The organism is Duganella sp. Dugasp78 (assembly GCF_059491455.1).
The window spans coordinates 1975910-2001931 of record NZ_CP168506.1 but is presented as its reverse complement, the minus strand read 5'-3'; the positions used below and the strand labels follow the sequence as shown (position 1 = coordinate 2001931).

Genomic DNA, 26022 nt, shown 5'->3' with positions numbered 1-26022 from the left:
GGGCCGGGATAAAACCCGGCCCTTTTTTTACGCCTTGCAGAAGTTTTCGATTACCTCAAACGCATAACGCGAAGCCACGGTTTTGATGAAATGCATAAAATCGACGGCAGCATCGTCGTTGGCGTTGTCCGATATCGTGCGGATGATGGCAAACGGGATGCCCAGCTCAAAACACACTTGCGCGACTGCCGCGCCTTCCATTTCCACAGCCAATAAATCAGAAAACGCGGCTTTCAAGGCCTGAATTTGGCCTAGCTTGCCTATAAATTGATCACCGCTGGCGATCAATCCCCGGTGTACCCGCGTGGTTTGTGCGGCGGCGGCTGCCAATCGTTGGGTCAAGGCCGTATCAGTCGCGAAACGCGACAGGCCTGTCAGAGGGATCTCAAACTGTGGAAAAAGAGGGCTGGCATCGAAATCATGCTGAACCAGCTCTTCAGCGACGACGATATCCCCGACTTGTACGTTCTTATCTCCGCTTCCAGCAACGCCGGTGAAGACGATGTGGGTAACTCCGAACTTTTCCACAAGGATGGAAGCTGTCATCGCGGCAGCAACCTTGCCTATACGCGACAGAACGCACACAGCGTCGATTTCCCAGAGCTTCCCTCCCGTGTACTCCCGCATGCCATGGACGAGCTTGTAGGGGCTCTCAAGGGCTTCTATCAGCCCGTGCTGTTCTTCAGCCAAAGCGCTGATGATGCCTAAACGCATAATTTTCCTTGTTTCTCAGAGGTGGAGGCTGTGGATTTCAAGCGGCTTTTCCACAGTGGTTTACAAAAAACGGTCGATTTTAAGGCGTTTTTTGTGGTCTGGAGTGTTTTCAAAGCACGAACAGGCCTTCAGATTTCGGGTTTTCCGGGTTTAGTAGTTTACAAAGGATTTATATAAAAATAATAGTAATAGTAAACGACCAAAAGCCTGTGGATAAGTCATGTATACGTTTACAAATCATTTGTTTACGAGAAAGATAAGCACTTGCATAAACGCTGTACCAGTTCAGGAGCAATTCTGTATAAAATGCCGTCCTTTGGACAACTTCGTCCTTACTCACAAGTCGTCCTGTGGATATCCAGCGAGTTATTCACAGGCGCTTGTTCGTTTTTAATCTGTTTTTCCAGTTCTTCGCCCGAAATCGGCTTGGAAATCAGGTATCCCTGCCCTAAATCGCATCCGGCAGCTGTCAATGCGGCCAATTGTTGAGGTGTTTCGATGCCTTCAGCGATGACTTTGATGTTCAGCTTGTGCGCCATGGCGATAATTGCCTCGCACAGCACGATGCCATCGGTGCCACTGGACAGATTAGAGACAAAAGTTGGATCAATTTTGATGTAATCGATATCGAATCGCTTCAAAAACGCTACCGAGCAGTAGCCGGTGCCGAAATCGTCCAGCGAAATCTGCATATGGGCGTGCTGGAACGCCAACATCCGCTCCGAAACCGAGTTGGTGGTGTCCAAAAGCAGGTTTTCCGTCACTTCGATGATGATGCTGTTGGCGTGCAGGTGCAGTTCCTGGAGAAAATCCAGCCATTGTTGATAATTGCTGCCGTCGTCACGGAACTGCCAGGCCGATTTGTTCACGCTGACCTGGAAATCCGGCAATCCCATCGCCTGAAGTTTCTGTACTTCCTGCGCTGCCTGCTTGAATACCCAGTCGCCGATACCGACGATCATGCCGCTGCTTTCCGCGATGCCTATAAATTCAGCAGGGTTCAGCAGTCCGCGCACCGGATGCTGCCAACGCACCAGCGCTTCCGCCTTGCAGATTTTGCCGCTGGCCAGGTCGATAATCGGCTGGAACAAAATCCGCAATTCATCATGATTGACCGCTTCGCGCAATTCATTGACCAGTGTCATGCGCACACGCGTCGCTTCCTGCATGAACGGCGCGAAATAATTGAAGCGGTTGCGGCCCTGCTGCTTGGCTGCGTACATCGCCTGGTCGGCGTTTTTGATTAAAGTTTCAGCGTCGGCGCCATCTTCGGGGTAGAGCGTGATACCGATGCTGCTTGAAATATGCGCGATGTGTTTATCCCCGTCATTACCGAGATTGAACGGGGTGCTCATTTGCTTAAGGATTTCCTGAGCGGTACGGACCACGTCGCCGGCGTTATGCAATTCGCTCAGGATGATGGTGAATTCGTCGCCGCCCAAGCGCGCCACCGTGTCGGTCCCGCGCACGGCGTTGGATAAGCGGATTGCCACTTCTTTAAGCAGCAAGTCGCCTTTATCGTGGCCCAGGGTGTCGTTAATTTCCTTGAAGTGGTCAAGATCGATGAAGACCAGCGCCATGGGCAAATGGGAGCGGTCGGTTTTTTTCATTTCCTGGCGCAGATGCTCGTGGAACATGCGCCGGTTCGGCAAGCCGGTCAGCGCATCGAAATTGGCCTGGCGCCAGATCAATTCTTCCGATGCTTTCTTTTTCGTGATGTCGCTCAACAACGCGACGTAGCGGAAGGGATTGCCTACCTCATCGTAGACGGTGTTGAAGCGCATCGCGACCAGGTATTCATCGCCGTCTTTATGCTGATGCCAGAGTTCGCCTTCCCACTGACCGGTTTGGGCGATCGATTCAAACATGCGGGTGAAGAAGTTGATGTCCTGTCGGCTGGTCGTCAGTTCATAGCCGCGGTGGCCGATGACTTCTTTTTCCGTGTAACCACTCAGCAGGGAGAAGGCCGGATTCACGGTCAAGATACGTCCGTCCGCGTCGGTGACCATCATGCCTTCACCGCTGTTTTGAAAAAGCAAGGCCGCCAGCTTCATGGATTCTTCGTTTTTCTTGCGTTCCTCCTCGTTGGCCAGCAGTTTTTGTTCCATTTCACGACTGGCCGCATACAGGGAGCGGAAGCGGAGTTCGCGTTCTTCCTGCCTGGTGTAAGTACGCAGCGAAAAATGACCGGCGCCAGCCATCAGCATCAGCAACATGACCAGGCCACCGCCTGCAATCAGGTAGTTTTGCTGGAGCAGCCTGGTCGATTCGGAATCATTGCTGCCAACGACGATGATCAAGGGAAGATTTTCAAATACGCGATAGCTGAAGACACGCATGATCTTGTCGATACTGCTGACGGTTTTGTACGTTCCCGAATTGGCGCGCCGAACATTGTCAAACAGATCGGTAGGTCCCAGGTCGCGGCCGAACGACTCCACGAAATTGGGCACGCGGGCGATCACCTTGCCGCCGCCATGTACCAGCGCGATCGAGATATCGGAACTGAAACGCGAATTTTCAAAAACGGTGACGTAGCGGTTGACATTGAGTGGCGCGACGATCACGCCTAGAAATTCACCCTTGGCGTTTTCCACACGGCGGCTGAGAAAAAACAAACGCTGGTTGCTGAGCCGGCCAAGCGAGGGTTCGCCGATGAACAATTTACCGCGCATGGCAGGATCCAGATGGACTTTGAAGTAATCGCGATCGCCGTATTTGGTGCCGGTGATGTTGCTGCCCGTGGAACTGGCAACTGCATTGCCTTTGCTATCGATAAAGCTGATCCAGTATTCGCTGTTGAAACTGGAACCGCGCGAAGACAGCAGCTCCGACATGGTTTCTGGCGATTGCCGTTGCTGGGTAGTCAGAACTTTGATGGCGTTGGCAAATCCAATCAACGACAGGTCGACCGACTGGATCGAGTACAGCACATGCGCTTCCATCGCATGGACGTAGTGCTCGGTCTGGTTTTTGACCGCGAGTTCGCGTTCGATGTAGGTGGTGCGGAATTGAGAAACGACCAAGGCAATGGCAAGCGCAGCCATGAGAAAAAGGCCGGTGATCAGACGTCGCCGAAAGCGCAGATAAGCCGGCGACCGCAGATGTTTGCGCTGTGAGGACAAAATGTCTCCGCCAGGGGCTGTTTGTTTGCGAATCCAGTATAGGGGAAAGCAGATGTTGGCGAAATCTTATTTCTGTTCCAGTAGGGTATCAGGCCGTTCAGGCGCCTGAGCCTGTGGTTTTTGGGTTTATGGTTTACTCTAAAGATGTATATATAAAAATAGTAGTAGTTGTTAACGTAGACACTTTTCTGTGGATAAGTGTTCATTTTGGATTAGAATCAGGCGTTTACGGACTGCATAAGCGGGCGAGAAAGCCGTGTATGAGCAAAGAACTGTTTTGGGATAAGAAAAAGCATCCCCAAAAATTTTTTGTTTACACACATTTCGTGCCTGTGGATATCCATAGACTTATCCACATGTCGTAAACGCCACTTTTTGCGAGAAATCCGATGAATTTGGCATCTATTTTTCCTCATCCCATCATCCAGGGACCGACCGCCGGCGGCGGCAACACGCCCGCGCAGGTGGCTGCGGTCTCCAATGCCGGCGGGCTGGGTACGCTGGCTTGTTCCTTACTTTCGCCGGACGTCATCCGCGCGCAGACTGCGCAGATCCGCGCGCTGACCGACAAACCGTTTTGCCTGAATATCTTTGTTCAGGAGACGCCCAAGCCGGACCCGGACGAGGTGGCCCGCGCCAAGGAATGGCTGAAGCCGATCGTGTCGTCGCTGGGCTGGACTGAAGTGCCGACGCCGGCCAAATGGTGCGAAGACTTTGCGGCTCAGTTTGAAACGCTGATCGAGTTGCGTCCTGCCGTGGTCAGCTTTACCTTTGGCATCCTCAGTGCGGAGCAGATCCGTCGCCTCCATGACGCCGGTATTTTCGTCATCGGCACCATCACCCACGCCGACGAAGCGCTGGCCTGGCAAAGCAGAGGCGCCGATGCGGTGATCGCTTCCGGCATCGAGTCCGGCGGCCACCGCGGTACCTTCATCGGCGCGCAGGAAGACGCCAAACTGACCACTTTCGAGCTACTGCCGATCATTGTCGAAGCGGTGCATATTCCCGTGATCGCCGCCGGCGGCATCATGGACGGCGCCGATATCAAGCGCGCGCTCGATGGCGGCGCCCAGGCGGTGCAGATGGGCACGGCGTTCCTGGTGTGCGACGAGTCGGCCATCAATCCGTTTTACAAGCAGCGCTTGCTGACGGCCGGCGACCATCCGACGCGGCAGACGCGGGCGTTTTCCGGCCGCTATGCGCGTGGCCTGGAGAACCGGTTCATGCTTGACATGGCTGCGGTGGAAAAACAAATCCCGGCTTATCCGATACAAAACGCACTGACCAGCGCCATCCGTGCGGAAGCGGCCAAGCGCGGCGAGACGGAACTGATGTCGCTGTGGTGCGGTACCGGCGTCGCGCGCGCCCGGCCGATGCCGGCCGCGAAACTGATTGAAACATTGCTGGCGGAGATAGCAGCCGCCTGATCGACAGCACTCTTGGAGGAGAAGTTTTTGGAATCAGCAGGCATTTACGATTACATCATTATTGGTGCAGGCTCGGCAGGCTGCGTATTGGCAAACCGCTTGAGCGCAAACAGAAACGCGAATGTCCTGCTGATCGAGGCGGGTGGTAAAGACGATTATGTGTGGATCCATATTCCTGTCGGATATCTGCATTGCATAGACAATCCGCGGACCGACTGGATGTTCCGCACCGAAGCCGATCCAGGCCTGGGCGGGCGCAGCTTGCTCTACCCGCGCGGCAAGGTGCTGGGCGGCAGTTCCTCCATCAACGGCATGATCTACATGCGCGGCCAGGGTAGCGACTACGACCGCTGGGCCCAGCTGACCGGCGACGACAGCTGGCGCTGGCAGTCGGTGCTGCCGCTGTTTAAAAAGAGCGAGGATTATCACGGCGGCGCTTCCGAAATGCATGGTGCGGGTGGCCCGTGGCGGGTGGAAAAGCAGCGTCTGTCATGGCAAATACTGGACGCGTTTCGCGATGCGGCGGAGCAGGTCGGCATCCAGAAAGTGGACGACTTCAATCGCGGCGACAACGCCGGCTGCGGCTATTTCGACGTCAATCAAAAACGCGGCATCCGCTGGAATACGGCGAAGGCGTTTTTAAAACCGGTGTCGATGCGGCCCAACCTGACCATCATGACCGGCTGCCACGTGGAACGTTTGCAGATCGAATTGAGCGATCGCGGACCGGTATGCAAAGGCGTGATTTTCACCGGCGGCGGCACGCAGTTCAGCGCGACGGCCGACAAAGAAACCCTGTTGGCTGCTGGTGCCGTTGGTTCTCCGCAGATTTTGCAATGCTCGGGGATAGGCGCGGCCGACAACTTGCGTCAGCACGGTATCGAGCCGTTGGCCGATTTGCCTGGCGTCGGCGAAAACCTGCAAGACCATCTGCAACTGCGCATGATCTACAAGCTCGGCGGCGGTGCGCGCACGCTGAACACGATGGCCGCCAGCTGGTACGGCAAGATGAAAATCGGCCTCGAATATGCGATGTTCCAAAGCGGGCCGATGTCGATGGCGCCTTCGCAGCTGGGCGCCTTCGCGCGTTCGGACGCCGCGCAGGCCACGCCGAATCTGCAGTACCACGTGCAGCCGCTGTCGCTGGAAAAATTCGGCGAACCGTTGCACGCCTTCCCCGCGTTCACGGCCAGCGTGTGCAATTTGCGGCCGACTTCGCGCGGCCATGTGCGCATCGCCAGCGCCGATTCGTATGCGCCGCCGAAGATTTCGCCGATGTATCTGAGCACGCCGGAAGACCGCAAAGTCGCCGCCGCCGCGTTGACATTGACGCGCCAGATTGTCGCCGCGCCGGCGTTGCAGCGCTACGCGCCGGAAGAATACAAGCCCGGCATTCAACACCGTACGGAGGAAGAACTGGCCGATGCGGCAGGCGCGATCGGCACCACGATTTTCCATCCGGTAGGCACCTGCAAGATGGGCCGCGCCGGCGATCCGACCGCCGTGGTGGACAGCGCGCTGCGTGTAATTGGCGTACACGGATTGCGCGTGGTGGACGCTTCCGTCATGCCGTTCATAACCTCGGGAAATACCAACTCTCCCACCATCATGATCGCTGAGAAAGCTTCAGAACTAATCCGTTCAGAGTGGAAATGAAACCCTGTGTCCGCTAGGTCTAGATCAAAAGTAGACCGTAGTTATACTGTATTGTTAGCTAATTTGTTACTGTGTATGATTTAAAAAAATTTAGTAGTTTGAAAAGAATAACAAGGAGACAGGATGTCCGGCGTTATCTTGGAAACAAAACATCTGATCAAGGAATTCAAGGGATTCACCGCGGTCAATGATGTGAACTTAAAAGTGCAGCGCGGCCACATCCACGCGCTGATCGGCCCGAATGGCGCCGGTAAAACCACATGCTTCAATCTGCTCACCAAATTCCTGGTGCCCACATCTGGCCACATCCTCTTCAACGACAAGGACATCACCGCCGCCAAGCCGGCGCAGATCGCCCGCATGGGCGTGATCCGGTCGTTCCAGATTTCCGCGGTGTTCCCGCACCTGACGGTGCTGCAAAATGTCCGCATCGGATTGCAGCGCCAGCTGGGTACCAGCTTCAATTTCTGGCAGAGCGAACGGTCGCTGAACAAGCTGAACGATCGCGCCATGCAGCTGCTGGCCGAGGTCGACCTGACCGAGTTCGCCGACACCATCACCGTCGATATGCCTTACGGCCGCAAGCGCGCCCTGGAAATCGCCACCACGCTGGCGATGGAACCGGAGCTGATGCTGCTGGACGAACCGACCCAGGGCATGGGCCACGAAGACGTGCACCGCGTGACGGAATTGATTAAAAAAGTTTCAGCCGGCCGCACGATTTTGATGGTCGAACACAATATGAAAGTGGTGTCCGGCATCTGCGACAAGATCTCGGTTTTACAGCGCGGCGCGATGCTGGCCGAAGGCACTTACGCCGAAGTTTCAAGTAATCCACAAGTGATGGAAGCCTATATGGGCACCGAAGCCTCAGTGCTGGAAGGAGCCCACTGATGGCGGCCGCTCTGGAAATCTCCAACCTGCAAACCTGGTATGGCGAATCGCATATTCTGCACGACGTGAATTTGACGGTGCAGCCCGGTGAAGTGGTTACGCTGCTGGGCCGCAACGGCGCCGGCCGCACCACCACGCTGCGCGCGGTCATGGGCCTGACCGGTGCCCGCAAGGGATCGATCAAGGTCAACGGCAAGGAAGCGATCGGCTTGCCGACGCATAAGATCGCTCACCTCGGCATCGGCTATTGCCCGGAAGAGCGCGGCATTTTCTCGTCGCTGTCGACCGAGGAAAACCTGATGCTGCCGCCGCAACTGGCGACCGGCGAGCAGGGCATGTCGATCGGGGAAATCTACGCGATGTTCCCGAACCTGGAAGAGCGTAAGCATAGCCAGGGCACCCGCCTGTCGGGTGGCGAGCAGCAGATGCTGGCGGTGGCGCGCATCCTGCGCACCGGCGCGCGCTTGCTGCTGCTCGATGAAATCTCCGAGGGCCTGGCGCCAGTCATCGTGCAGGGCCTGGCGCGGATGATCACCACGCTCAAGGCCAAGGGCTACACCATCGTCATGGTGGAACAGAATTTCCGGTTTGCCGCGCCGCTGGCGGACCGGTTTTATGTGATGGAACACGGTCAGATCGTCGAGACCTTTGTTGCATCGGAATTGAGCGCCAAGATGCCGGTCCTGACCGAGCTTCTGGGTGTCTGAAGGCTTGCAAATAAGTGTACAAAAAATAGACCAGCACTACTTCTTGAACGAACGGAGACAAAATGAAACTCAAAGCCATCACCATCGCAGCCACCGCCGTGTGCGCACTCGGCCTGTCCTTTGCTGCCCAAGCCCAGGTTTCCGGTGACACCATCAAGATCGGCTTTATCACCGACATGTCCGGCCTGTACACGGACATCGACGGCGCCGGCGGTGCCGAAGCAATCAAGATGGCGATTGCCGATGCCGGCGTGGTCATCGCCGGTAAAAAGGTCGAGTTCATCTCCGCCGACCACCAGAACAAGGCCGACATCGCCGCCTCCAAGGCGCGCGAATGGTTCGACCAGCAGGGCGTCGACATGCTGATCGGCGGCACCAACTCCGGCGCCAATCTGGCCATGGCCAAGGTCGCGGCGGAGAAGAAGAAAGTCTTCATCTCGATCGGCGCCGGTTCCGCCCGGCTGACCAACGAGGAATGCACGCCATACACGATTCACTACGCCTACGACACCATCGCGCTGGCGCGCGGCACCGGCGGCGCCATCGTCAAGCAGGGTGGCAAGAGCTGGTACTTCCTGACCGCCGACTACGCCTTCGGCCAGTCGCTGGAAAAAGACACGGCGGACGTGGTGAAAGCCAATGGCGGCAAGGTGCTGGGCTCGGTCAAGCATCCGCTGTCGGCGTCGGACTTCTCGTCCTTCCTGTTGCAGGCGCAATCGTCGGGTGCGCAGATCCTGGGCCTGGCCAACGCCGGCGGCGACGCGATCAACTCGATCAAGGCCGCCAACGAGTTCGGCATCACCAAGAAAATGAAGCTGGCTGGACTGCTGATCTTCATCAACGACGTGCACTCGCTGGGCCTGAACCTGACCCAGGGCATGTATCTGACCACCGGATGGTACTGGGACATGAATCCGGAAACGCGTACCTGGTCCAAGCGCTACTTCGACAAGATGAAGAAGGAACCGTCGATGCTGCAGGCGGCCGACTACTCCGCCGCCGCCAATTACCTGAAGGCGGTCAAGGCTGTCGGCAGCGACGACACCGACAAGGTGATGGCTTACCTGAAGGCGAACAAGGTCAACGATATGTTCACCAAGGGTGGCGTGATCCGTCCGGACGGCCGCATGGTCCATGACATGTACCTGATGGAAGTGAAGAAGCCGTCGGAATCGAAATACCCATGGGATTATTACAAGGTTGCCGCCACCATTCCAGGCGACCAGGCTTACGCCACCAAGGCGGAAACCAAATGCTCGCTGTGGAAATAATCTAAGTTGACCACAGGCCGCGCCACCATGCGCGGCCTTTTTCTGGTGTCGCGCCGCACCGTCCGGGACGGCGATCTTTATATTGTGATCTCATGGAAATATTCGGCTACCCCTTGCCCATGATTATGAGCCAGCTGATGCTGGGCCTGGTCAACGGCTCCTTCTATGCCATGCTGTCGCTCGGCCTGGCGGTGATCTTCGGCCTGCTGAACGTGATTAACTTCTCGCACGGCGCGCTGTACATGATGGGCGCGTTTGTCGCCTGGATGGGCATGGCCTACCTCGGCCTGAACTACTGGGTGATGCTGGTGCTGGCGCCGCTGGTCGTCGGCGTGTTCGGCATCGTCATCGAAAAGACCATGCTGCGCTGGCTCTACAAGCTGGACCATCTTTACGGCCTGCTGCTGACCTTCGGCATCACGCTGCTGGTGGAAGGCGTGTTCCGCTCGTTCTACGGCGTGTCCGGCCAGCCGTTCCAGGTGCCGGATGCACTGGCCGGGGCAACCGACCTTGGCTTTATGGTGCTGCCGAATTACCGCGCCTGGGTGGTGCTGGCGTCGGTGGCGGTCTGCCTGTCGACCTGGTTCGTCATCGAGAAGACCAAACTGGGCGCTTATTTGCGCGCCGGCACCGAGAATCCCAAGCTGGTCGAAGCCTTCGGCATCAACGTGCCGCTGATGGTCACGCTCACCTACGGCTTCGGCGTCGCTTTGGCGGGCTTTGCAGGGGTGCTGGCGGCCCCGGTGATCCAGGTGCAGCCCCTGATGGGTCAGAACCTGATTATCGTCGTATTCGCCGTTGTGGTGATCGGTGGCATGGGGTCGATCATGGGCTCCATCCTCACCGGCCTCGGCCTGGGTATCATCGAAGGCTTGACCAAGGTGTTCTACCCGGAGTTTTCGTCGACGGTGGTGTTCCTGGTGATGGTCATTGTGTTGCTGATCCGTCCAGCCGGCTTGTTCGGCAAAGAAAAATAAGAGGCCGCAGATGAATAAGAACATAGGTTATCTCGTCGCCTTCGCGATCGCGCTGGCGTCGCCGTTTGTCGGTTATCCGGTCTTCCTGGCCAAGTTGCTGTGCTTTGCGCTGTTCGCCAGCGCCTTCAACCTGCTGATCGGTTTTACCGGCTTGCTGTCGTTCGGCCACGCGGCCTTCTTCGGCGCGGCCGGCTACGTTGCCGGCAATGCGATGAAGGTGTGGGGCTGGCCGGTCGAGCTGGGCCTGCTGGCCGGTGTCGCGGCCGGTGCCTTCATCGGCCTGGTGATGGGCGCGCTGGCGATCCGCCGCCAGGGCATCTACTTTTCGATGATCACCCTGGCGCTGGCGCAGATGGTGTACTTCGGCGCGCTGCGCGCCGGCGAGTTCACCGGCGGCGAGGATGGTCTGCAAGGTGTTCCACGTGGAAAATTGCTGGGCCTGGTCGACTTGAGCAACGACACCGCGCTGTACTTCTTCGTGCTGGGCATCGCGGTGCTGGCCTTCATGCTGATCGTGCGCACCGTGCATTCGCCGTTCGGCCAGGTGCTCAAGGCGATCAAGGAAAACGAGCCGCGCGCGATTTCGCTGGGCTACGATGTGGACAAGTACAAGCTGCTTGCCTTCGTGCTGTCGGCCGCGCTGACCGGCCTGGCCGGCGCCTCCAACATGCTGGTGCAGGGTTTCGAGACGCTGACCGACGTCCACTGGAGCATGTCGGGCCTGGTGATCCTGATGACGCTGGTGGGCGGCATGGGCACGTTTGCCGGTCCGATGCTGGGCGCCATCCTGATCATCGCGCTGGAAAACAAGCTGGGCGATTTTGGCATCTTCATGGTCTCGCACACCGGCATCGAATGGTTCAACACCATCGGCGAGGCGGTCAACATGGTGATCGGCTTTATCTTCATCGTTTGCGTCTTATTGTTCCGGCGCGGCATCGTCGGTGAGATCGTCGCCAAGTTCGCCTTCAACAACGGCAAAAAAACAGCTTGATGTAGCGCACACGCCGGACGTTCTGTCCGGCGTTTTTTTTTTCATCGGTAGTAAATTTTTGTCTGGCCGTCGGCCGGAGTGGGAGTAGTCCGTCCGTAACTTTTATCGACATAGAGGATGACATGCATATCAAGAAACTTACGCTGGCGCTGGCCGGCATTGCGCTGACCGCTTGCGGCGCCAACGAACACGACTCGGCCGAGGATTTGAACCAGCTGCCGGCCTACCTGGGCACCATCAGCAGCAAGACCTACGACGGCACCACCGACGATCTGCTGACCGCCGGCCTGGGCGCGACCGGCCTGGCCGGTCCCACGCCTGCATATGCCGACCCGTCCAATCCCACCGCCGCCGAGCTGCGCCGCAACGCCATCCACGCCAACTACCGTGCCGTGCTCGACATCAACGTCAACAGCGGCTACGGCACACTGTACGGCCCGAATGTGGACGCCAAGGGCGTGCCAGGGGCGGGGCAGGGCATGATCGCCGGCACCGAATACATCGCCTACTCCGACGACGGCACCGGCAACCAGAACGTCACGCTGATGGTGCAGATACCGAACGGCTTCGACGTCAACAATCCCTGCATCGTCACCGGCACGTCGAGCGGATCGCGCGGCATCTACGGCGCCATCGGCAGCGCCGGCGAGTGGGGCCTGAAGAACAACTGCGCCGTGGCCTACGCGGACAAGGGCACCGGCACCGGCCTCTACACCTTCGACGACGATACCGTGAACCTGCAAAACGGCGTGCGCACCACCCGCAGCGCGGCCGGGAAAAACGCCATCTTCACGCCTGCGCTCAGCGATGCCGACCGTGCCGCGTTCGCCTCGTCGTCGCCGGCGCGCATCGCCTTCAAGCATGCGCACTCGCAGCAGAATCCGGAAAAGGACTGGGGCAAGTTCACCTTGCAGTCGGTGGAATTCGCCTTCTACGTGCTCAATGAAAAGTACGGCGTGCTGGCCAAGGACAACAAGAGCCACATCGTGCGCTTGACGCCGAAGAACACGGTCACCATCGCCTCCAGCATTTCCAACGGCGCCGGCTCGGCCCTGCTGGCTGCGGAACAGGACACCAAGGGCCTGATCAGCGGCGTGGCGGCCACCGAGCCGCAGGTGCAGCCCAAGACCGCCAGCGGCTACACGGTGCGCCAGGGCGGGGTCAGCGTAACGGGGCAGGGCAAGGCGCTGTTCGACTACTCGACCTACGCCGCGCTGTACCAGCCCTGCATCGCCGCCACCGCCGCCGCGCCCGGGCGCTGCACCGCGCTAGCCGCCAAAGGCTTGTTGACCGGCACCGACCTGCCGTCGCAACAGGCCGACGCCAAGGCCCGCCTGAAGGCCTACGGCTGGCTGGTGGACTCCGATATCCTGCAGGCCGCGCACGCCGGCACCAACATCCTGGTGGCGGTAACCTATGCCAACGCCTACGGCAAGTTCTCCGTGACGGACAAGGTGTGCGGATTCTCGTTCGCCTCGACCGACGCGACGGGCGCGCCGGTGGCCTTCACCTTGGCTCAAAGGGCCAGCAGCTTTGCCGCGCAAAACGGCATCGTCGGCAATGTGGTCTACGAGAATTCGGTGGGCGGCGCCAAAGCCTATGGCCTCGGCGTGTCGCCGAGCAGCAACCTGGCGGACCAGTCGCTGGATGGCTTCCTATGCCTGCGCTCGCTGGCCACGGGTGTCGATCCGGTCACCGGCGGTGCCCTGAGCGCGACGCTGGCGGCGCAAAGCGCACGCGTGAAGGCCGGCATGGCCGAGGTGGCGGCGACCGGCAATCTGCATGGCAAGCCGGCCATCATCGTGCAGGGACGCAGCGACACGCTGATCCCGGTGAACTTTGCTTCGCGTTCCTATCTGGGCTTGAACGCGTCGGTGGAGGGTGGGGCGAGCAAGCTGCGCTACATCGAAGTGACCAACGCCAACCACTTCGACTCGTTCACCAACGCGCTGCCGGCCAACATCGTGCCGCTGCACGTCTACCTGTTCCGCGCGCTGGATGCGATGCTGGCCAGCCTGCGCAATCCGTCGCTGACGCTGCCGCCGTCGCAGGTGGTGCACACCGTGCCGCGCATCGACAACACCTCGGTGATCACCGTGGCCAATGTCCCGCCGATCGCTGCCGCGCCCGGCGCCAACGCCATCACGGTCAATGGCACCACGGTCGATGTGCCGAACTGAGCCTGACCCGAAGAGGCTGGGGTCGTACCCCGTACGGGGTACGACCCCTTCGGAGCGCCGTGCGGGGTTATAACGCCGCCGCGTAGATCGCCCTCGCATCGTCGCGCGTGACGGTGCGGGGGTTATTTCCCAACAAGCGGGTCTGGAGCATGGCGTCATCGGCCATCCGGTCCAGATCCGTTTCCCTGATCCCCACCTGCTGCAAGGTCCGTTCTATCCCCGTGATGATGGCTATTTGTTGCATCGCAACAACCAGCGCCTCCACCCTCGCCTCGACGCTGCCGCTGGCCTGCGGCACGACGATCTCCGCCAGTTCCGCGTACAGCGCGGCCGCCTCCGGTGCGTTGAAGCGCAACACGTGCGGCAGCACCAGCGAGTTCGACAGCCCATGCGGCACGTGGAAGATGCCCCCTATCGGATACGCCAGCGCATGCACCGCTGCCACCGGCGCGTTGGAGAACGCCTGTCCCGCCAGCATCGCACCCAGCAGCATGGCCTGCCGCGCCGCCAGGTCGCGGCCGTTTTCGCAAGCGCGTATCAGGTTGCCGGACAGCAGACTCAGCGCCTTGCGCGCCAGAATGTCGGACAGCGGATTCTTTTTGTGGCGGCTGGTGTAGGCCTCAATGGCATGCACCATCGCGTCGATGCCGGTCGCGGCGGTGACCATGGGCGGCAGGCCGATGGTCAGTTCGGCGTCCAGCAACGCCAGATCGGCATAGAGCTGCGGCGCGACCACGCCCATTTTTGTGGTGGTGCCGGTGGTGACGATGGCGATGTTGGTGACCTCCGAGCCGGTGCCGGCGGTGGTTGGAATCTGCACCAGGGGCAGCCGCGCGCCCTGCACATTGCCGATGCCGTAGATGGCGCTGAGCGGTTGGTCGCTGCCGGCCAGCACGGCGATCAGCTTGGCCACATCCATCGAGCTGCCGCCGCCGAGGCCGATCACCAGGTCAGTGCGATGCTTGCGGGCGGCCGTCACCGCATCGAGCACCACCTGTTCCGGCGGGTCCGCCACGACCCGGGAATAGATTTCCACCGCGACCCCGGCAGCGCGCAGGCTGGCCTCCGGAGCCTCGACCAGGCCGGTTCCCAGGAAGCCGGGATCGGTGACGAGCAGGGCGCGCCTGGCCGCCGGAAAGCGCTGGACGATATGCTCGCCCAACCGTCCGGCTGCGCCGAGCTCGGAAACGATGTGGGCGACGGTGCTGAAGGCGAATGCTGGGAAGTCGGTCATGGCGGTTCCAGGGTGGTGGATTTCACGTGAAGCTTACCTCATGTGAGGGCCTTGCGCCCGCCGTTGTCCACGCGGGAGGCGCACGGAGCGCTTTGGATTTCTTCCGTACAATATGGCCTTTGCAAGCGTTAAGGATGGCAGGCGATGGTGGATTATCTGGTGTTGGGTGTGGCGGCGTTCGGTGCAGGTCTGGTGGACGCGGTGGTCGGGGGCGGGGGGCTGGTACAGTTGCCTGCATTGTTCTCGGTATTTCCCAACACGGCACCCGCCACGCTGATCGGCACCAACAAGTTGTCCAGCATCTTCGGCACCGGCGTCGCGGCGGCCAGCTACGCGCGCCGGGTCGCCATTGCCTGGTCGGTCGCCACGCCGGCCGCGCTGGCAGCGTTGATCTTCGCCTTCCTCGGCGCCTACACCGTGACCAAGGTCTCGGCCGAATTCATGCGCTTGCTGCTACCGGTGGTGCTGGTGGCGGTCGCCATCTACACCTTCGCCAAGAAGGACTTCGGCAGCGTGCACGCGCCCATCCACTCCGGCGCCCGGGAGCAGACGCTGGCGCTGCTGATCGGCGCCGGCATCGGTTTCTACGACGGCTTCTTCGGGCCCGGCACCGGCAGCTTCCTGGTGTTCCTGTTCGTGCGCGTCTTCGGCTTCGACTTCCTCGGCGCCTCGGCCGTGGCCAAGATCGTCAACGTCGCCTGCAACTTTGCCGCGCTGCTCTGGTTCGGCTACAGCGGTCACCTGATCTGGCAATTGGGAGCGACGATGGCGGTGGCCCAGATCGCCGGTTCCATCGTCGGCTCGCGCATGGCGATGAAGCACGGCAGCGGATTCGTGCGCAAGCTGTTCCTGGCCGTGGTCACCATCCTGATCATAAAAACTGGCTACGATGCATGGTTGAGGTGGTGACACTGTTTCACGTGGAACAAAAAAAGGGGCTCTTATCGGGAACGATAAGGGCCCTTTTTCAATGTTTCACGTGGAACAATCCAGCGATATTTTTTTGCTTAAAAAAGTCGCAGCCACAAAAAGACTCTATAATCTGACCTTGATCCCTTCGCTTTAACCAATTCCAACATGCTATTTCCTACAAAATTCGACGTCATCGTCGTCGGTGGTGGTCACGCCGGCACCGAGGCGGCCCTCGCTTCGGCCCGCATGGGCCAGAAGACCTTGCTGCTCACGCACAACATTGAGACGCTGGGCCAGATGTCGTGCAACCCATCCATCGGCGGTATCGGCAAAGGCCATCTGGTCAAGGAAGTCGACGCCATGGGCGGCGCCATGGCCATCGCCACCGATGAGTCGGGCATCCAGTTCCGCATCCTGAATTCGTCCAAAGGCCCTGCCGTGCGCGCCACCCGCGCCCAGGCCGACCGCATCCTGTACAAGCAAGCCATCCGTTCGCGCCTGGAAAACCAGCCCAACCTGTGGCTGTTCCAGCAGGCCGTCGACGACCTGATGGTGGAGGGCGACCGCGTGATCGGCGCCGTCACCCAGATCGGCCTGCAGTTTTTGGCGCCTGCCGTGGTGCTGACCGCCGGTACTTTCCTCGACGGTAAGATCCACGTCGGCCTGCAGAACTACTCGGCCGGCCGCGCCGGCGATCCACCGGCGATCTCGCTGTCCGCTCGCCTGAAGGAACTGAAACTGCCGCAAGGCCGCCTGAAGACCGGCACGCCACCGCGCATCGACGGCCGCAGCATCGACTTCTCGCTGATGACCGAGCAGCCTGGTGACCTCGATCCGGTGCCGGTATTCTCGGTGATGGGCAATGCCGCCATGCACCCTGAGCAAATGCCGTGCTGGGTTACGCACACCAATACCCAGACCCACGACATCATCCGCGCCGGCCTGGACCGCAGCCCGATGTACACCGGCGTCATCGAAGGTGTCGGTCCGCGTTACTGCCCATCGATCGAAGACAAGATCCACCGCTTCTCGGCCAAGGAATCGCACCAGATTTTCCTGGAACCGGAAGGCCTGACGACCAACGAATTCTATCCAAACGGCATCTCCACCAGCCTGCCGTTCGACGTGCAAATCAACCTGGTGCGCTCGATGAAGGGCATGGAAAACGCCCACATCCTGCGTCCCGGCTACGCTATCGAATACGATTATTTCGACCCGCGCGGCCTCAAGGCGTCGCTGGAAACCAAGGCCGTCAGCGGCCTGTACTTCGCCGGCCAGATCAACGGCACCACCGGTTACGAGGAAGCAGCGGCGCAGGGCATGCTGGCCGGCATCAACGCCGCGCTGCAAACCCAGGGCCGCGAAGCCTGGACGCCAGCCCGTTCCGAAGCCTACCTGGGCGTGATGGTCGACGACTTGGTCACACAGGGCGTGATGGAACCGTACCGCATGTTCACCAGCCGCGCCGAGTATCGCCTGAGCCTGCGTGAAGACAATGCCGACATGCGCCTGACCGAAATCGGCCGCAAGCTGGGCTGCGTCGGCGATGCGCAGTGGCAGGCGTTCGAGACCAAACGCGAAGCCGTCGCGCGCGAGCTGGAGCGTCTGCGTTCCACGTGGGTCAATCCACGCATCCTGGAAGCGGCCGAATCCGAGCGCGTCATCGGCCAGGCGATCGAGCGCGAGTACTCGCTGGCCAACCTGCTGGCCCGTCCCGGCGTCGACTACGACAAGCTGATGAGCCTGTCCGGCATCGACGGCCGCGAGCTGGCCGGCCCCGGCGTGAGCGACGAAGCGGTGCGCGAACAGGTGGAAATTCAACTCAAGTATTCGGGCTATATCGACCGCCAGACCAAGGAAGTCGAGCGCCACGAGCACTACGAAAACTTGAAATTGCCGGAAGGTTTCAACTACCTGGACATCACCGCGCTGTCGGTGGAAGTGCGCCAGAAGCTGCACGCGCAGCGTCCGGAAACGCTGGGCCAGGCATCGCGCATTTCCGGCGTGACGCCGGCGGCGATCTCGCTGCTGCTGGTGCACCTGAAGAAGGCCGGTTTCGGCGGATTTGTGAATCAAAAAGATGAGGCTGTTCAATGAAGGTGTTTGACCGTGCGGTACTCGCGGATGTTTTAAAACAAGGCATCAACAGTCTGAAGCTGGACCTCGGCGACGACCAGGTGGAAAAACTGCTGGACTACCTGGCGCTGCTGAACAAGTGGAATTCGGTGTACAACCTGACCTCGGTGCGCGATCCGATGCAGATGGTCACCTTGCACGTGCTCGACTCGCTTGCGGCGGTGCCTGCCTTTGCCGGTGCGCAGAATGTGCTGGACGTGGGAGCAGGGGGCGGCCTGCCGGGCATGGTGCTGGCGATCAGCCGTCCGGACATGAAAGTGTCGATGATCGACACGGTGCACAAGAAGACCGCGTTCCTGAACCAAGTGAAGGCGGAGCTGGGCCTGGCCAACGTGACGGTGTACACCAAGCGTGTGGAGCAGCTGGAAGTGAAGACGAAATTCGACGTCATCACCTCGCGGGCTTTTGCCGACCTGTCGGACTTCGTCAACTGGTCGGGGCACCTGCTGCAAGAGGGCGGGCGATTCATAGCTCTGAAGGGAACGGCGCCGGCAGAGGAGCGAGAGCGACTGCCAGAGCCATGGAAAGTGCAGAAACTGGAGCCTTTGGAAGTGCCGGGGCTGGACGCGGAGCGCCACCTGGTTTTCATCCAGGCCAAAACCAAGTAAATGATTTATACGATATAAATGGTTTATACAGTTCATACTGTATAAACAGTATAAATCGTTTATATCGTTTTAATAGTATAAATAATTAGAAGCACAACACAAAGAAATACATGGCGAAAATTTTTTGCGTAGCGAATCAAAAGGGTGGTGTAGGAAAGACTACCACGACGGTCAACCTGGCCGCCGGATTGGCAAAGCTGGACCAGCGGGTACTGCTGGTCGACCTGGACCCGCAGGGCAATGCCACGATGGGTGCGGGCATCAACAAGGCGGGCCTGCCTGCATCGACCTATGAGGTGATGCTGGGCGAATCCGACGTGGCCACCGCGCGCCAGCGCTCGGAGCCCGGCCAGTTCGACGTGCTGCCCTCCAACCGCGAGCTGGCCGGCGCCGAAGTCGAGATGGTCTCTTTGGAAAACCGCGAACGCCGCCTGAAGGACGCGCTGGCCGTGGTCGACAAGGAGTACGACTTCATCTTGATCGACTGCCCACCCGCGCTGTCGATGCTGACGCTGAACGGCCTGTGCGCCGCGCACGGCGTCATCATCCCGATGCAGTGCGAGTACTACGCGCTGGAAGGCCTGTCCGACCTGGTCAACACCATCAAGAAGGTGCACGCCAACCTGAACCCCGACCTGAAGATCATCGGCCTGCTGCGCGTGATGTTCGATCCGCGCATGACGTTGTCGCAGCAGGTGTCGGCGCAGCTGGAGCAGCACTTCGGCGACAAGGTCTTCAAAACCATCATCCCCCGCAACGTGCGACTGGCCGAAGCGCCGTCCTACGGCCTGCCGGGCGTCACCTTCGATCCATCCTCCAAGGGTGCGCAGGCGTATATCGCCTTCGGCGCCGAGATGGTCAAGCGCATCAAGAAAATGTAAGGCAATCACATGGCAACCAAAAAACTCAAAGGCCTGGGTCGCGGCCTGGAAGCGCTGCTCGGCGGCGACGGCGACATCACCACCCCGGACGCGAACACGCCGTCCGAACTCCCGGTCACGCAAATGCAGGCAGGCAAGTACCAGCCGCGTACCCGCATGGATGAGGGCGGCCTGCAGGAGCTGGCCGCATCGATCAAGACCCAGGGCATCATGCAGCCCATCCTGGTCCGTCCGGTCGGCACCGACAAGCTGAGCGGCGCCATCAAGTACGAGATCATCGCCGGCGAGCGCCGTTTCCGTGCCGCGCAAATCGCCGGCCTGGAAGTGCTCCCTGTCTTGGTGCGCGATGTGGACGACCAGGCCGCCGCCGCGATGGCGCTGATCGAGAACATGCAGCGCGAGGATTTGAATCCGCTGGAAGAAGCGCAGGGCATCCATCGCCTGATCACCGACTTCAGTTTCACGCACGAGCAGGCGGCCACGGCCGTCGGCCGTTCGCGCAGCGCCGTGTCCAACCTGCTGCGCCTGATGAACCTGGCCAACCCGGTACAGACCATGCTGATGGCCGGCGATATCGACATGGGCCACGCCCGCGCCTTGTTGTCGGTCGATGCCGCCACGCAGATCAACCTCGCCAACATGGTCATCGCCAAACGGTTATCGGTGCGTGAAACTGAAAAGTTGGTGGCAAAAACGCTGGAAGATCAAAAAGCCTCGCCGACTGAAGCGCGCCAGAAAGAAAAGTCCGGCGACATCGTGCGCCTGGAAGAAGAGCTGTCCGACAAGCTGGCCACGCCGGTGGTGTTCAAGATGGGCAGCAAGGGCCGCGGCCAGATGATCATCGACTTCGCCGACCTGGACATCCTCGACGGCGTGCTTGCCCGCCTGCGCGCCTAACCCCGCAAGCCTGGGGTCAGACCCCGTTCGGGGTCTGACCCCGAAGCGGAGCCTCGGGGTAGCTGTACGCGCAAGTCATTGACGATTCACCAACAAAAAACGAAAACGCTTAACTGGTTCCAACTTGGTGCAACCAGCTTGGAAATGTTTATAAAAGCGTCTCTTTCGTGCACCAATTGCTCTGCTGCGGTGCAGCAATGTTTGACGTGATACAGTAAAGACACATATAATCCCGTGTCTTTGGGTTTTATCGGCTTTTCGGGAGCTCGCCAGATGAATGATTCGACGAGTATTTCCAAGCCGATTTTTAAAGTCGTCGCCCTCCAGTTGGCCATCGCCACTGGATTCGCCTTGCTCGCCTGGAACTTGGGCGGAGTACTCAAAGCTTGGTCGGCCGCCTATGGCGGAGCAATCGCAGTCATCGGGAGTCTGATGTACGCGATGATTGTTGCGGGCGGAACAAATGACGCCAAAAAAGCTTTCCGGTCGCATGTACGCGCCGAAGTTGTAAAAATATTTATCACGGTAGTGCTGTTTTCGTTGGCACTGGCGCTGTTTCAGTCGGCCTCTTGGTTATGGCTGATCTTGGGTTTCGCGGTGGCAACCTTAGCCTATTGGTTTTCACTGCTCGCAATTTAATCACCAAAATCTAATACTTTTATGACCACAGAAAACGCTGTAGGGGCACACGAAGCGCCCACCTCCATCGAGTATATCCAGCATCACCTGAGCCATCTCAAGAATGCTGACGCAACCTTCAACCTGGATACGTTCTGGGTTTCGGCCATTCTGGGCATGATCTTCCTGGGCGTGTTCTACATGGCTTCGCGCCGTGCGACCGCCGGCGTGCCGGGCAAGCTGCAAAACTTCGTCGAAGCCATCATGGAGCTGGTCAACGAAGTCGTCAATTCCGCATTCCACGCCAAGAGCAAGGTCATCGCGCCGCTGGCCATCACGATCTTCTGCTGGGTTTGGCTGATGAACGCGATGGACTTCCTGCCGGTCGATCTGCTGCCTAAGCTGCTTGGCTATGTTGGCGTCCACAAATTGCGAGTCGTGCCGACCGCGGACGTCAATCACACTTTCGGCATGTCGTTCGGCGTCATGCTGTGCATTATTGGTTTCTCGATCAAAGCCAAAGGTCTCGGCGGCTGGGGTAAAGAGTTGCTGACCGCGCCGTTCCACGCCCACGGCTTCATGGCCGTCGTGCTGGCCCCGGTCAACTTCATCTTCCAGATGATCGAGTTGCTGGCTAAGCCACTGTCGCTGTCGCTGCGACTCTTCGGCAATATGTACGCCGGTGAGCTGCTGTTCATTCTGATCGCTCTGCTGCCTTGGTGGGCGCAGTGGCTGCTGGGTGGTCCTTGGGTTATCTTCCACATCCTGGTGGTGACCCTGCAAGCGTTTGTGTTTATGGCGTTGACTGTTGTGTATCTGAGCCTTGCGGTTGAGAAACATTAAGCAACAAATCGTTTTAACTTTTTAGTATCTGTAGTCTTTTTTAAAATCTTAGGAGAAATTCAATGCAAGCTCTGATCGCACAAGTACAAAGCATGACCGTTCTGGCCGCAGCAATCATCATCGGCCTGGCCGCTATCGGCACCGCACTCGGTTTCGCAATTCTGGGCGGCAAATTCCTGGAAGCTTCGGCTCGTCAACCAGAACTGATGCCACAACTGCAAACCAAGCTGTTCGTTATCGCCGGTCTGCTGGATGCGATCTCGATGATCGGCGTCGGTGTTGCTCTGCTGTACACCTTCAGCAACCCGTTCCTGGCTCAAGTTATCGCCTTCGCCGGTAAGTAATCGCTCCCTTCTAGGAGAAACTTTTAGTTAGGAGCAAAGGTATGGACATCAATATGTCTCTCATCGGTCAGATGATCACCTTCGCGGTGTTGGTCTGGGTTTCGATGAAGTTCGTATTTCCATCGCTGAATTCGGCGTTGGATGAGCGTGCCAAGCGTATCGCTGACGGTCTGGCTGCGGCCGACCAAGGCCAGCAAGCGATGGTAGTGGCTGAGAAGCGCGCCAGCGAAGCGCTGGCAGGTGCACGCGAAGAAGCTTCGCAACGCGTTGCCGACGCTGAAAAGCGCGCGCAACTGGTGGCAGAAGAAATCAAAGCTAATGCACAAGCCGAAGCGGACCGCATCATTGCGCAAGCCAAGGCCGACGCCGATCAGCAACTGGCCAAGGCGCGCGAAGCGCTGCGCGCTCAGGTGGCTGACCTGGCTGTGAAGGGCGCCGAGCAAATCCTCAAGCGCGAAGTCAACGCCTCGGCCCACGCCGATCTGTTGTCGCGCCTGTCTGTCGAGCTGTAATCATGGCAGAAAACGCAACCGTCGCCCGTCCCTACGCGGAAGCTTTGTTCCGCGTAGCCCAAGCAGGTAAGGAATCGTTCAACCTCGCGGCGTGGTCCGAACTGGTGGCCGAACTGGCCCAGGTCGGTGCCCACCCCGAGGTGCAAGCATTCGCCCGCAATCCGAAAGCTTCGGCTAGCGATGTGAGCGCCGCCATCACGGCACTGGTCAAGTCGCCGCTCAACACGGAAGCGAAAAACTTCCTGGCGATGCTGGTCGAGAACGGCCGCATCAGTCTGCTGCCGGAAATCGGCGCGCAATTCCAGGCCTTGAAAAACGCCGTGGAAGGTGCGGCAGACGCCGACATCACCAGCGCCTTCGACCTGAGCTCGGCTCAAGTGAGCGAGCTGGTCGCCACGCTGGAGAAGAAATTCAGCCGCAAGCTGAACCCGGTCGTGACCGTGGATCCAGCGTTGATCGGTGGTGTGCGCGTCGTTGTCGGCGACCAGGTGCTGGACACGTCGGTCCGCGCCAAGTTGCAGCAAATGCGTGTTGCGCTGGTCGCGTAAGCGCCGCTTAGAACAGATTCTTCCCCTCGCGCAAGCTGAGAGAAACACTTTTAGGAGTTAGTATGCAACTCAACCCATCTGAAATCAGCGAGCTGATCAAGAGCCGTATCCAAGGCCTTGATGGCGGCGCTGAAGTACGCAACCAAGGCACGGTTATTTCCGTGGCCGACGGTATCGTCCGCATCCACGGCCTGTCGGACGTGATGCAGGGCGAAATGCTGGAATTCCCTGGTAACACCTTTGGTCTGGCGATGAACCTGGAGCGTGACTCCGTCGGTGCCGTGATTCTGGGTGCTTACGAGCACATCTCCGAAGGCGACACGGTCAAGTGCACCGGCCGCATTCTGGAAGTGCCGGTCGGTCCTGAACTGCGTGGCCGTGTGGTCAACGCCCTGGGCCAGCCGATCGACGGCAAAGGCGCTGTCGATGCCAAACTGACCGCACCAATCGAAAAGATCGCGCCAGGCGTTATCGCCCGTGAGTCCGTCTCGCAGCCTATGCAGACCGGTCTGAAGTCGATCGATGCGATGGTACCTATCGGCCGTGGCCAGCGCGAGCTGATCATTGGCGACCGTCAAACCGGTAAGTCCGCCGTAGCGGTTGATGCAATCATCAACCAAAAAGGCCAGGGCATGACCTGCATCTACGTGGCGATCGGTCAGAAAGCCTCGACGATCAAGAACATCGTGCGTTCGCTGGAACAGCACGGCGCGATGGAGTACACCATCGTAGTTGCCGCATCGGCCGCCGAATCGGCAGCGATGCAGTACATCTCGGCCTACTCGGGCTGCACCATGGGCGAGTACTTCCGCGACCGCGGCGAAGACGCGCTGATCGTGTACGATGACCTGTCCAAGCAAGCCGTGGCCTACCGTCAGATCTCCCTGCTGCTGCGCCGCCCACCAGGCCGCGAAGCCTACCCAGGCGACGTGTTCTACCTGCACTCCCGTCTGCTGGAACGCGCAGCACGCGTCAACGCCGACTACGTCGAAGCCTTCACCGGCGGCGCAGTCAAAGGCAAGACCGGCTCGCTGACCGCACTGCCGATCATTGAAACCCAGGCTGGCGACGTTTCGGCATTCGTGCCAACCAACGTGATTTCGATTACCGACGGTCAGATCTTCCTGGAAACCTCGCTGTTCAACTCGGGCATCCGTCCTGCGATTAACGCGGGTATCTCGGTGTCGCGCGTTGGTGGCGCCGCCCAGACCAAGGTCATCAAAAACCTGTCCGGCGGTATCCGTACCGACTTGGCACAGTACCGTGAACTGGCTGCGTTCGCGCAGTTCGCTTCCGACCTGGACGAATCGACCCGCAAGCAGCTGGACCGCGGTGCCCGCGTGACCGAACTGCTGAAGCAGGCTCAGTACTCGCCACTGTCGATCTCCATGATGGCCGCTTCGCTGTTCGCAGTGAACAAGGGTTACCTGGACGACGTGCCAGTCAAGAAAGTTCTGCCGTTCGAAGCTGGCCTGCACGCCTACCTGAAGACCAAGCAAGCTGACCTGATGTCCAAGATTGAATCGTCGAAGCAACTGGACAAAGACGGCGAAGCAACGCTGTCGGCGGCCATTGCGGACTTCAAGAAATCCGGCGCATTTTAAGCACAACGGCGTCCCGCAAGGGGCGCCTTACGCGCAGAAGGAGTAAGGACTCATGGCAGTAGGCAAAGAGATACGTGGCAAGATCAAGAGCGTAGAGAATACGAAGAAGATCACCAAGGCGATGGAAATGGTCGCCGCATCGAAAATGCGCAAAGCGCAGGATCGCATGCGCGCCGCCCGTCCCTACAGTGAAAAGATTCGCAATATCGCCGCTAATCTGGCTACCGCAAATCCGGAATACACCCACCCGTTCCTGGCTGAAGAGCAAAAGGACACGGCGAAGGCAATTGGCTTCGTGATCGTCACCACCGACAAAGGTCTGTGCGGCGGCATGAACACCAACATCCTGCGCATGGTGACGGCGAAAACCCGTGAGCTGGAAACAGCCGGCAACAAGATTGCCGCGGTAGCTATCGGTAACAAAGGTTTGGGGTTTTTGAATCGCGTAGGCATCCCTGTCGTTGCGCAAGTAACGCAGATCGGCGACACGCCGCACCTGGAAAAACTGATCGGACCGGTCAAGGTCATGTTGGAAAAGTTCCAGAATGGCGAGATCGACGCAGTCTACCTGTGCTACACCAAGTTCATTAACACGATGAAGCAAGAGCCGGTAGTGGAGCAGTTGCTGCCACTGCCAGCGGCCAAGACGCAGGCTGACGCAGGTAATCACAACTGGGATTACATCTACGAGCCAGACGCGGCAACCGTGATTGATGAGCTGCTGGAGCGCTATGTTGAAGCGCTGGTGTACCAGTCGGTGGCGGAAAACCTGGCGTCCGAGCAATCGGCGCGGATGGTGGCGATGAAATCGGCAAGCGACAACGCCGGTAACGTGATCGGCGAACTGAAGCTGATTTACAACAAGACCCGTCAAGCTGCGATTACCAAAGAACTCTCCGAAATCGTCGCCGGTGCGGCAGCGGTTTAAACGAATTTAACT

Annotated in this window: 23 protein-coding genes; 20 read left to right on the top strand and 3 right to left on the bottom strand. The window is 59.2% G+C overall.

What is annotated here, in order from left to right:
• Positions 1–27 precede the first annotated feature (27 nt).
• Both ACEN9O_RS08935 and ACEN9O_RS08930 read right to left on the bottom strand, forming a co-directional pair.
• Positions 28–714: a 5'-methylthioadenosine/adenosylhomocysteine nucleosidase gene (locus ACEN9O_RS08935; RefSeq protein ID WP_495617216.1), complete on the bottom strand. Its 687-nt coding sequence runs from the start codon at positions 712–714 to the stop codon at positions 28–30.
• A 332-nt stretch (positions 715–1046) separates the two neighbouring features.
• Positions 1047–3839: a bifunctional diguanylate cyclase/phosphodiesterase gene (locus ACEN9O_RS08930; protein ID WP_495617215.1), complete on the bottom strand. Its 2793-nt coding sequence runs from the start codon at positions 3837–3839 to the stop codon at positions 1047–1049.
• 389 nt (positions 3840–4228) lie between these two features.
• On the opposite strand from ACEN9O_RS08930, the gene ACEN9O_RS08925 reads away from it, so the two are divergent.
• The 8 genes from ACEN9O_RS08925 (at position 4229) to ACEN9O_RS08890 (ending at position 13945) form a co-directional block, all read left to right on the top strand.
• Positions 4229–5266 carry an NAD(P)H-dependent flavin oxidoreductase gene (locus ACEN9O_RS08925; protein WP_495617214.1) on the top strand — a complete coding sequence of 346 codons (1038 nt, stop codon included), beginning with the start codon at positions 4229–4231 and terminating at the stop codon, positions 5264–5266.
• Between the two features lie 27 nt (positions 5267–5293).
• Positions 5294–6922: a GMC family oxidoreductase gene (locus tag ACEN9O_RS08920; protein WP_495618447.1), complete on the top strand. Its 1629-nt coding sequence runs from the start codon at positions 5294–5296 to the stop codon at positions 6920–6922.
• Between the two features lie 123 nt (positions 6923–7045).
• Complete coding sequence (locus ACEN9O_RS08915; RefSeq protein ID WP_495617213.1) at positions 7046–7816, top strand: ABC transporter ATP-binding protein; 771 nt, start codon at positions 7046–7048, stop codon at positions 7814–7816.
• Complete coding sequence (locus ACEN9O_RS08910; RefSeq protein WP_495617212.1) at positions 7816–8523, top strand: ABC transporter ATP-binding protein; 708 nt, start codon at positions 7816–7818, stop codon at positions 8521–8523. Before ACEN9O_RS08915 ends, ACEN9O_RS08910 begins: the two co-directional genes overlap by 1 nt.
• 62 nt (positions 8524–8585) lie before the next feature.
• Entirely contained in the window at positions 8586–9794 is a 1209-nt protein-coding gene (locus ACEN9O_RS08905) for an ABC transporter substrate-binding protein (RefSeq protein ID WP_495617211.1), read from the top strand.
• 92 nt (positions 9795–9886) lie between these two features.
• Complete coding sequence (locus ACEN9O_RS08900; protein WP_495617210.1) at positions 9887–10771, top strand: branched-chain amino acid ABC transporter permease; 885 nt, start codon at positions 9887–9889, stop codon at positions 10769–10771.
• A gap of 10 nt (positions 10772–10781) precedes the next feature.
• A complete protein-coding gene (locus tag ACEN9O_RS08895; protein ID WP_495617209.1) occupies positions 10782–11765 on the top strand; it encodes a branched-chain amino acid ABC transporter permease in 984 nt (327 codons plus the stop codon).
• A 122-nt stretch (positions 11766–11887) separates the two neighbouring features.
• On the top strand, positions 11888–13945 hold the full coding sequence (locus tag ACEN9O_RS08890; protein ID WP_495617208.1) for a 3-hydroxybutyrate oligomer hydrolase family protein: 2058 nt from the start codon (positions 11888–11890) through the stop codon (positions 13943–13945).
• A gap of 67 nt (positions 13946–14012) precedes the next feature.
• Here the strand turns inward: ACEN9O_RS08890 and ACEN9O_RS08885 are convergent, their stop codons facing one another.
• Positions 14013–15179 (bottom strand): iron-containing alcohol dehydrogenase, encoded by a 1167-nt coding sequence (locus ACEN9O_RS08885; protein ID WP_495617207.1) that lies wholly within the window; start codon positions 15177–15179, stop codon positions 14013–14015.
• Positions 15180–15323: 144 nt separating this feature from the next.
• On the opposite strand from ACEN9O_RS08885, the gene ACEN9O_RS08880 reads away from it, so the two are divergent.
• The 12 genes from ACEN9O_RS08880 to atpG all read left to right on the top strand — a co-directional run bounded on the left by ACEN9O_RS08880 (position 15324) and on the right by atpG (position 26010).
• A complete protein-coding gene (locus ACEN9O_RS08880) occupies positions 15324–16088 on the top strand; it encodes a sulfite exporter TauE/SafE family protein (RefSeq protein ID WP_495617206.1) in 765 nt (254 codons plus the stop codon).
• A 168-nt stretch (positions 16089–16256) separates the two neighbouring features.
• Positions 16257–18188, top strand: a complete 1932-nt coding sequence (gene mnmG, locus ACEN9O_RS08875; RefSeq protein WP_495617205.1) for a tRNA uridine-5-carboxymethylaminomethyl(34) synthesis enzyme MnmG — start codon at positions 16257–16259, stop codon at positions 18186–18188.
• A complete protein-coding gene (gene rsmG / locus ACEN9O_RS08870) occupies positions 18185–18835 on the top strand; it encodes a 16S rRNA (guanine(527)-N(7))-methyltransferase RsmG (protein ID WP_495617204.1) in 651 nt (216 codons plus the stop codon). Before mnmG ends, rsmG begins: the two co-directional genes overlap by 4 nt.
• A gap of 110 nt (positions 18836–18945) precedes the next feature.
• Positions 18946–19716, top strand: a complete 771-nt coding sequence (locus ACEN9O_RS08865) for a ParA family protein (RefSeq protein ID WP_495617203.1) — start codon at positions 18946–18948, stop codon at positions 19714–19716.
• A 9-nt stretch (positions 19717–19725) separates the two neighbouring features.
• Entirely contained in the window at positions 19726–20613 is an 888-nt protein-coding gene (locus tag ACEN9O_RS08860) for a ParB/RepB/Spo0J family partition protein (RefSeq protein WP_495617202.1), read from the top strand.
• A 273-nt stretch (positions 20614–20886) separates the two neighbouring features.
• Entirely contained in the window at positions 20887–21252 is a 366-nt protein-coding gene (locus ACEN9O_RS08855; protein WP_495617201.1) for an ATP synthase subunit I, read from the top strand.
• A 21-nt stretch (positions 21253–21273) separates the two neighbouring features.
• On the top strand, positions 21274–22074 hold the full coding sequence (gene atpB / locus ACEN9O_RS08850) for a F0F1 ATP synthase subunit A (RefSeq protein WP_495617200.1): 801 nt from the start codon (positions 21274–21276) through the stop codon (positions 22072–22074).
• A 62-nt stretch (positions 22075–22136) separates the two neighbouring features.
• Complete coding sequence (gene atpE / locus ACEN9O_RS08845; protein ID WP_495617199.1) at positions 22137–22418, top strand: F0F1 ATP synthase subunit C; 282 nt, start codon at positions 22137–22139, stop codon at positions 22416–22418.
• A 41-nt stretch (positions 22419–22459) separates the two neighbouring features.
• On the top strand, positions 22460–22930 hold the full coding sequence (locus ACEN9O_RS08840) for a F0F1 ATP synthase subunit B (RefSeq protein ID WP_495617198.1): 471 nt from the start codon (positions 22460–22462) through the stop codon (positions 22928–22930).
• A gap of 2 nt (positions 22931–22932) precedes the next feature.
• Positions 22933–23478, top strand: coding sequence for a F0F1 ATP synthase subunit delta (locus ACEN9O_RS08835; protein WP_495617197.1), 546 nt, complete (start codon positions 22933–22935; stop codon positions 23476–23478).
• 62 nt (positions 23479–23540) lie between these two features.
• Positions 23541–25082 carry a F0F1 ATP synthase subunit alpha gene (gene atpA / locus ACEN9O_RS08830; RefSeq protein WP_495617196.1) on the top strand — a complete coding sequence of 514 codons (1542 nt, stop codon included), beginning with the start codon at positions 23541–23543 and terminating at the stop codon, positions 25080–25082.
• Between the two features lie 52 nt (positions 25083–25134).
• Positions 25135–26010 (top strand): F0F1 ATP synthase subunit gamma, encoded by an 876-nt coding sequence (atpG, locus tag ACEN9O_RS08825; RefSeq protein ID WP_495617195.1) that lies wholly within the window; start codon positions 25135–25137, stop codon positions 26008–26010.
• Positions 26011–26022: the final 12 nt, after the last annotated feature.